General features: G+C 54.4%; 8 protein-coding genes. All 8 read right to left on the bottom strand.

Translation table 11 applies throughout. The features are described 5' to 3' along the window. Positions 1–181: 181 nt before the first annotated feature. Genes J2Z49_RS12930 through J2Z49_RS12895 form a run of 8 tightly spaced genes read right to left on the bottom strand, consistent with a single transcriptional unit; the run spans position 182 to position 7,425 of the window. Complete coding sequence (locus tag J2Z49_RS12930) at positions 182–1,543, bottom strand: VanW family protein (RefSeq protein ID WP_307403362.1); 1,362 nt, start codon at positions 1,541–1,543, stop codon at positions 182–184. 39 nt (positions 1,544–1,582) lie between these two features. After that, on the bottom strand, positions 1,583–2,299 hold the full coding sequence (locus tag J2Z49_RS12925) for a hypothetical protein (protein WP_307403361.1): 717 nt from the start codon (positions 2,297–2,299) through the stop codon (positions 1,583–1,585). Positions 2,300–2,313: 14 nt separating this feature from the next. Further along, on the bottom strand, positions 2,314–2,664 hold the full coding sequence (locus J2Z49_RS12920) for a hypothetical protein (protein WP_307403360.1): 351 nt from the start codon (positions 2,662–2,664) through the stop codon (positions 2,314–2,316). A 21-nt stretch (positions 2,665–2,685) separates the two neighbouring features. After that, complete coding sequence (locus J2Z49_RS12915) at positions 2,686–2,856, bottom strand: hypothetical protein (protein WP_307403359.1); 171 nt, start codon at positions 2,854–2,856, stop codon at positions 2,686–2,688. A 57-nt stretch (positions 2,857–2,913) separates the two neighbouring features. Next, a complete protein-coding gene (locus J2Z49_RS12910; RefSeq protein ID WP_307403358.1) occupies positions 2,914–5,811 on the bottom strand; it encodes a ligand-binding sensor domain-containing protein in 2,898 nt (965 codons plus the stop codon). Positions 5,812–5,870: 59 nt separating this feature from the next. Continuing rightward, positions 5,871–6,098, bottom strand: a complete 228-nt coding sequence (locus J2Z49_RS12905; protein WP_307403357.1) for a hypothetical protein — start codon at positions 6,096–6,098, stop codon at positions 5,871–5,873. Further along, positions 6,074–6,688 carry a class I SAM-dependent methyltransferase gene (locus J2Z49_RS12900; protein ID WP_307403356.1) on the bottom strand — a complete coding sequence of 205 codons (615 nt, stop codon included), beginning with the start codon at positions 6,686–6,688 and terminating at the stop codon, positions 6,074–6,076. The genes J2Z49_RS12905 and J2Z49_RS12900 overlap by 25 nt, the downstream gene beginning before the upstream one ends. Then, positions 6,685–7,425 carry a dolichyl-phosphate beta-glucosyltransferase gene (locus J2Z49_RS12895; RefSeq protein ID WP_307403355.1) on the bottom strand — a complete coding sequence of 247 codons (741 nt, stop codon included), beginning with the start codon at positions 7,423–7,425 and terminating at the stop codon, positions 6,685–6,687. The genes J2Z49_RS12900 and J2Z49_RS12895 overlap by 4 nt, the downstream gene beginning before the upstream one ends. Positions 7,426–7,427: the final 2 nt, after the last annotated feature.

Raw genomic sequence — 7,427 nt, 5'->3', positions numbered from 1 at the left:
AGAGACCGTTGTTAAGCGGTCTCCCCCTGCTGAAATACGGCCGCCTTTCATCACCTGAATGAATTCAGGTGTATTCCCGGCGGAAGTTTATAAAACTGCTCCATGGCACGTTTATCTAATCTCCATGCAATCTCCCCATAAAAACGAAAAAAGGTAGAGTAAAAGTCCAAGTAATCAGTCCTTACCGGAGCGCCCATAATTCCACCCTCAGCTTTCCGTGATCACTACGGGTTTTGATTGCCAGAGTTTTCCCTGATGTGTTCCTGAACCGGAAATCCCAGTACGGCCAGGCTACTGCCGCATCATTCCCCAGGCCCGCGTAATTCACCGGCATGCTGTGGTCATGGCGTTCCACCACCTGTAGACCCGCTTTTAGCACCGCCAGGTGGAGGGCCGTAGCCGTCCGGCACACGCCCCCTCCCACGTCGGGCACCGCCTTGGGGCCGTAGACCGTCTCGACGATGGACCTCCCCTCTACGAAACCCCTGGATACCGTGCGCGGCCCCACCACCCGGTTGAAGCTGAACACTTCGCCAGGCTGGATTATCTTGCCGTTTATCAGTGCCGCCGCCAGGGCCGCATTCTTCCCGCCCCCGTCCGGCGGACTTGGGATTTCGGCGTATCCCAGAAGTTTTGGTATTCCCAGTTTTTCAGCAATCGCCCCGGCCCCTTCGACGTGCCTCAGCTCAGACCCTTCCATCCAGACCAGGGCGGGAACCCCCTGCACTCCTTCCGGTGGGTTTTCGGCCAGGTAGTATGACTCCCCAGCCAGGCCGTTTTCGGCCAGCTTTTCCCTCGCTTTTTCGGCATCCCCTTCTCGAAGGTAAGTGACGACCAGATATGGGCGTTTTTCTGGAGACAGCCTGGCCGCGTCCCTCAGTGCCTCCAGGCAGTGCGGGCACCACGCCGCGAAGAACAGGGCGGGCTTCTCCCGCAGGTCCAGGTATGTTTCCCTCTCATCCGAAGTAAATACCCGGATCTGGTCAGGGGCTGTCTCGTTAGTTGCTTTTGGTTCCCCAGTCTTAAAACTGCCGGATTGACTTTCCGTAACCGCCGCCATGGCTGCCGCAGTCGCGGGCGGAACAGCAACCGGCTTCGTCCCGGGATTGACAACCAGCAGGGTCAGGGCTATCACTGCCAGCGCCCGGGCAGGGCCGGCGGAAACATACGCCGTGTGCCCGGGCTTTTTGTCCGGTAGGCCCCAATAGAATACGGCCAGCAGCGCGCCTATTGCTGCAAACTTCCAGCAGGCCGGGCAAACATGCCCGGTCACGGCGTAACCGTACCCGACCAGCCCCGCGTGGAAGACCGCACCGGCAGCCAGAAGGGTCCCCGTCAACCGGTTCTTAAGTAGGCCCAGGCACAGGATGCCCGCCACAGAGTAGTAAAGCGCACCCCAAAGCCACCAGGGACGGCCCAGGAAAGAATCCAGTTGGGCTACCGCAGAACATGCGCCGGAAGCGCAGGAAGGCTCCAAGAGCCAAAAAGCCAGGGCGGCCAAAGATAAAAGCAGGTAGAAAAGACCGACTTGCACAAAAATCACCTCACAAAAAAGAAAAACCGCCGGCGCAACCCGGCGGCACTAATTCTGGACGATCTCTGTGATTTTCCAGCCATCCACGGTCCTGTAGAAAAAAGCAAGCACCGAAACGTTCCTGCCATCTACGATATAATTAAACCTGATGACGGCTTCCTCTCCCCGCTTCCATACCGGCTCTGCTTTTAGTTCCTCAACTTTGCCAATCACCACCCCCTTTCCGATGACCGCCGCTCCCATCTCCTGGCTCCTCCTGGCCGGGCCGGCCAGATACTTCGTCGCCCCCTGCCAGTCCCCAGCGGCCAGGGCGTCAAGGTAACCCTGAAAAACCCGCTTTGCTGCATCCGCTTTCGCCCCGCTTACAAACAGGCTTACTCCTGACATATCTGGCTCCGCTTCCCGGAAAGATGCGACCTTCCAGCCCTGGCCGGTTTTTGTCATGTCCATGCTGTACCACCCCACGTCAGCCGACCCGTCCTGCAGGGTCAGTTCCACCGTGGCCAGCACTTTGGCCCAGCCCCGGCCCAGGGCGGCTACAGAGCAGGATACGTCTTCGACTTTTGCCAAGACCTTGCTATCTTTCATCCGGGAAGCCGCAAAAGCTGCGCTGCCGGAGGAATATTGCAGAGCAGCTTCGGCGTCCCCGGCGGCCAGGGCGCGGACGTAGGCTTCGGCAACCCTCTTGGGCGGTGCCGAAGTGGAAACCCGCCAGGCTCCATAACCCAGGACGGCCAGGAGTAACGCCGCAGTCAGTGCCAGCAAGACCTTCCGCACCATCAACGGCGTTCACCAACGGCGGTCATAAATTCTTCCAGAACGGCACGAGCTTCCCTGGATGCCCCCAGGGCGGTTTCCAGAGCGGACTCCATCTTGACCAGCGACCCCAGTGCCTTCCGGCCCTTTTCCTCCACTTCCGCCCAGGTCGCTTCGTCGGTCACCTGCAAAGACTCGATGAGCGCCTTGATCCCGTCAAGGGCTTTCGCCGCTTCCGAAGCCGCTTTCCCCGGCAGGACCGCTTTCGGGGCCTGCTCTTCAATCTCCATCTTTTCTTCCGCCTTTTCTTCCGCCGCGTCAGGTTTAATCTTCTCTTCCCAGTTGATACCGTTTTCTTTTTTACGTCCGAACATGTCTTCCCCCTCCTTCAAGATCTAGTTCAGCGATACGGCCGATAAGGTTCCGGCCGCCGTGCATAAAAGAAAAGTTTTCAGTTCTTCCGCCCAACCGGGCGTCCCTAAAGTCAAGACGGTATACAGTGCTGCTGAAACAGACAGGTTGCCCAAAGACAGAACAGCGATCGTCCCGGTCGGCGCACGGGGCAAAAGGGACCACCTCCTGAAAAAATAGAATCCCCGGGGAAATTCCCGGGGCTAAAAGCATCACGCTGCCACCTTAAACGCCGTCATGTTAGCCTGGGATTCGTTCCCGGCCAGGTCCTTTACCTTTACCGTGATACTGTGCGCCCCCGTCGTAGAAAGCGTTACCGGTATCGCGCTCTGCGGTACGTTGTACCAGCTCCCGAAGGCTCCGCCGTCCACGGAGGCGCAGGCCTGGAGCTGGCCGGGCATGTCGTCGGTCGCCTGCACCATCACATAAAATGTGCCGGTAGATGTAGCCGTCGTGCCGTTCTGGCCGGAAACTTTAATTATCGTCGGCGCCTTGTTATCTACCACGACCAGCGTTTCCACGGGTTCCGATGCTACGCCGTAAGAGTCCGCCACCTGGACCCTCACCCGGCACACACCAGAAGATTTTGCCAGGACGATTTGCTTGCTGGAGACGTAAGGCTCCCAATCTGACCAGACACCGATACCATTATCGTAGCGCATCTTTGCGGCTCCTGTGGCCGTGACGTTCAGGATTGGCATGTCGCCCTTCACGAAGATGGCAGGCTGACCGCTGTACGTCCCGCTTACGCCGCCCGTAAACGTGACGCCGCTGGCCACCGGCGGGTTCGGGTTGTACGCTATCTCCGCGCTGGCCAGCCCGATATTCTGGGCCTGGTCGTATATGCGGACATAGACTTTCTTCACGCCGGCTCCGGAGGTACCGCCGTAGCTGGAGTTGGTAATGTCCCACGTTTTTGTCTGCTGGTACGGCTCCCAGGGCGACCAGAGACTTCCGTTGTTGGAGAAAGCCATCTGCATTTGCGAAGCAGTACTGGCATTGTCGGATGCGGAAATGGTGAGGGTTACGTCCTTGGTAGTAGTGGACGTCGCTCCATCGTTAATCAGCAGGCTGATCGACGGCGGAAGCATATCTTCAGCTAGGGCGATTGTGTCCGTGACCACTTTCTGGTTGCCCACGGCGTCGGTAATCCGGACATAGACAACCTTGGTGCCTGCCCCAAGCGGCAAGTCCCAGTCGAAGGTACTTGAATAGTTTGCCACTCCGGTTCCGTTGTCAGGATTTAAGGGGGCTTCGTATTTTTGCGTATAGCTTACGCCGTCATTTGACAGTTCCACACGGCGAACACCGCTTAAACCATCGCTGGCGTTTACTATTATTTTTATCCTGGTGTCATATGTTTTTTCTAGCCCCTCCCGTGAGACGACACTGACTGAACCGGCAGGCTTCTCAGTATCAGTCGCATTTGGTAGGGTGGGCGTTTTGACCGCAGATGTTGCCCAAAGATCTGTTTCCATCCATTGGTTTGTAGCTACAATACGGAACCAATAGTTTGTTGAATTATCATAGCTAGTTCCTTGAGTAGACCTATAAAGTCGCCTGGGATCGTCTTCTAGATCCAACCCGGAACCGTCCCACCTGAATATATCAGCGGATATACTGTTATTCTCAGGTAAATCACCAGGATAAGGAAATACCTTAGCTATACTACTGTCCCAAGAATTTACATTGCCCAAATCCTTACTCCTATACTGATTTCCATCAAATATATACAACCTGTAATTAGTTGCGTTTGTTAAAGGAGACCAAGATAGTACCACTTTTGAGCGGCCACGAACAGCATCCCATGCAGCTATACCTGTAGAAGAAATATTTAAAGTTGGACTGCCTACAATAGCCTGAACTGGCCCAACAACGTTTGAATAATTTGTCTTATGACCACTTGTAATATATGGCCAGTACCACTTAAATCTGAAGTAGTATGAGGTTTTAGTAGGTGTAAAGATATATTTGCTGCCGTTAGACACTGTAAAACAATCGCTAAAGTTGACTCCATCTGTACTTTGCTGAAGTTTAAGATGGACAGGGGCAAATCCCAAATACCTCGAGTCAATTACAAGTTTACCCGTAGGCCCGTTTGGACTAGGTACTAAAGAAAAAAGATCCGAACTATACCTCATCACCTGGTTAGTATCACTTCTTACTATTATATCGCCATTGTCACCTAAAATTATTTGCTTTATAATTCTGTAATTACATACCTGGCCCAAAACGTCCCAAGATGAACCGTTATAGCGAGATACAAACCCTTTATCAGTACCCGCTAAAATACTTCCATCAGGAGCATTAGCAAGAGAGTATACAGCATAACCACCTGGAGCAGGTATCCCCATATCTACCCACGAATAACCATTCCAATAATAAACGTGACCATCACTACAACCTATTATTACTTTTCCGTCAATGGTTTTTGAAACTGCGTTTATTATGTTAGAAGTACTACTACCCATACCCTCCCAAGAAGAGGATGAATAGTAACGTTGATACACATAAGAGCCGTAATATCGTTTAGCCGTTACCACTCTATCGTCCAAAATAGTAAAATCAGCGCTAAAGAATGTATCAATAGTGGATGATTCTAAAACCCATCCAGAACCTGAAAGTTTATGGATATTATAATATCCTCTATATTTATAACTTTGAACCCATATATTACCATTGTGATCGGCGGCAATATCTCTATAAGCTTCAGAGGCTGGGCTATCTGAAACCCAATTACCATTCACATATTTCAACACTCTACCGCCACTGGCACCTGAATAATTACCATCAGTACAAATAAATAACGTGCCGTCACTTCTTACAGCTATGCCAGTGATAAATTCATCATAAGAACTACCATCTGTTGGATCTCCTTGATAAGACAGCGTTGGCGCAGGGATATCCTTCCAACCAGAGCCGTTCCAGTATTTAACCCGTCCAAGGGTACCGCTTCCACCGGCAGACCAGATAGTTCCATCCGGCGCAATTGTTATTTTACCCGGGACATACCCCATGTCCACCCAGCTACCGGCAGAAGCCCCCGTTGAAAAGGTTAGCAGGGATATGATGGTAATTATCATTAAAAATGTAATTTTAGCGAATCTCATTTTTACAAAAGCCTCCTCTCTCACCTGACAGTTCGCACAATATAAAGATAAAGCTCACCTTACTGCTCAATCTTAAACACGCTCTTCGACGACAGGGGTATCGTGTCGCCAAACAAATTCCCCCCGAACAGAGCCCCCGCCCCGGGGACAATGCTCGGCTGGTTGTAGCGCACCTCCACCGTGGCGTAAGCCTGCCCTTCCGACACGTTAACTTGATCCACGTTATCGGGTTTGAGCCTGCCGTCGATCAGGGTCTCGTTGACTATATAGCTGGGGTCGCCCAGCAAGCAACAATAACCTCCGTCAACCCAAATGGTAACCTCAACTTTGCATCGAAAACCGCCACCCGGTATACCACCCCCTCCATCCACCCCGGTAGTTGCATCCCTGCACTACCACCGGAAAAAACCCACCGAACCAGAAAGGCCAGCGGCAAAAATAGCGAAAGGAAAAACCGCCTCTCCAAAACGCAAAAACCATACTTTTTTAGAAACCCTACCACCTCCCCCTTCCTGTACCTCCTGTAATGCCCGCACCTTTCATCATGTTCCGACCACAGTTCCGGGTGTAGGGGCACGGACACGAATAGCAACCCACCGGGCCTCAGCACTCTCCGCACCTCATGTAGAGCCGGGCCTTCTTCCGGCAGGTGCTCCAGCACGTCGAACAGGCACACAGTGTCGAAATGCCCGTCCGGGAAGGGCAGCTCCCCGGCCCTACCCGGCTCTGCCCTGATGCCTTTTGCCAGCGCCTTCTCCCGGAGCACAGAGTCCGGCTCCACACCGTGCCACTCATACCCGGGTAGTGCCTCCGCCAGCCAGCCGTCCCCGCAACCCACGTCCAGGACACGGGATCCGCCGGGCAGGTGCCGCCTCACGAAACCGGAGAGGACGCGCTTCCGGGCGCGGAAGTACCAGCTATCGCCGAAGAAGAGTTCCCGACAGACCTCCTTCGAATTTGCACCAGTTCCCTGAACATCCTGCACCCGTCTCTGATCAACCTCACCTTCGAACCGGGCACGTCCGTCCAGCTTACCCCCACCTCCTCAACTTTGAAGCCCATCTCCCGGGCCAGAACTAAAACCTCTACGTCGAAGCAGTACCCCCGGCACTCAGCCAGGGAAAAGAGCAACCTGGCGGCATCCCCCCGGAACAGTTTGAACCCGCACTGGGTGTCCCGGTGGGGCAGCCCCGTGAAGAGCCGCACCAGGATGTTGAAGAGCCTCCCCGCCAGCTTCCGCTTCAGGGAGGCCCTTCTTACCCTCGCTCCCGGGACATCACGGGAACCTATGGCTATATCGGCACCCCTCTCCAGGGCGTCTTTCAGCTTCGACAGCTCCGTTACAGGCGCGGCCAGGTCGGCGTCCGTCACCAGCACTAGCTCTCCCCTGGAAGCTATAACGCCGGTCTTGACCGCCGCGCCCTTGCCCAGGTTGCGCGGGTGCCTGACCACCCGGCATCCGAATTTTTCAGCGATCTCCGCCGTACGGTCTGAAGAGCCATCGTCAACAACGACTATTTCGTGTTCCCGTCCGGCAAGGTACTCCATGACGGCCCCCAGGGCACCCGGCAGGCGGGTTTCTTCGTTGTATGCAGGTATCACCACGCTGAGCATTT

The organism is Desulfofundulus luciae (genome assembly GCF_030813795.1).
Taxonomy (GTDB): domain Bacteria; phylum Bacillota; class Desulfotomaculia; order Desulfotomaculales; family Desulfovirgulaceae; genus Desulfofundulus; species Desulfofundulus luciae.
The sequence above is the reverse complement of the archived record's forward strand: the minus strand, read 5'-3'. Positions and strand labels throughout refer to the sequence as shown.

Coding starts and splice junctions, on each gene's coding strand:
- J2Z49_RS12920 (WP_307403360.1), bottom strand. CDS start 2,664: ATGTTCGGACGTAAAAAAGAAAACGGTATCAACTGGGAAGAGAAGATT.
- J2Z49_RS12895 (WP_307403355.1), bottom strand. CDS start 7,425: ATGCTCAGCGTGGTGATACCTGCATACAACGAAGAAACCCGCCTGCCG.
- J2Z49_RS12910 (WP_307403358.1), bottom strand. CDS start 5,811: ATGAGATTCGCTAAAATTACATTTTTAATGATAATTACCATCATATCC.